This is a genomic window from Candidatus Protofrankia californiensis (assembly GCF_900634765.1).
GTDB lineage: Bacteria > Actinomycetota > Actinomycetes > Frankiales > Frankiaceae > Protofrankia > Protofrankia californiensis.
In genome coordinates this window covers 1-503 of sequence record NZ_CAAAFT010000401.1, presented here as the reverse complement: position 1 = coordinate 503, position 503 = coordinate 1, and the positions used below count along the sequence as shown (strand labels likewise).

Annotated in this window: 1 protein-coding gene; it reads left to right on the top strand. The window is 64.6% G+C overall.

The features are described from left to right. Nucleotides 1–503, top strand: a 503-nt coding sequence (locus tag DD1DGNOD_RS29910; RefSeq protein WP_241255872.1) for an ABC transporter substrate-binding protein, incomplete at both ends; no start/stop codon positions are given.

Genomic DNA, 503 nt, shown 5'->3' with positions numbered 1-503 from the left:
CAGGAAGATTACCTACTCCTGGCGGGACGACGCCACGGATCCCGCGCGGAACCTGGTCGGAGCCCGTCAGCTGGTCGAAGACGACGGGGTCTTCGGCCTCATGCAGGGGCTGCAGGTGGCGAGCGGTTCCGCGCAGTATCTGGATGACCGGGGGATCCCGGTCACCGGGCTCGCCGCCGAGTCTGTCTGGGCGCAGCATCAGAACATGTTCTCCTGGCATTACTACGCGGCCGAAACAGGTTCGTCCACGGTCTGGGGGGATTTCGTCCGTAGTCGGGGTGGTACCCGCGCCATCATGGTGGACATGGCGCTGAGCGAGGCCACCCGGAAGTTCCACCGGCAGGTTGCCGAGAGCCTGCACGCCGCCGGTGTCAGCGTTGATCTGACCTATGAGGTGACGGCCGACACGACCAATTTCGATGCGTTGGCCCGGCAGATGAAGGCGGCGCACATCGACACGATCGCCGGTGTGGTCTTCCCGGATGTTCTTGCCAAGCTCATCC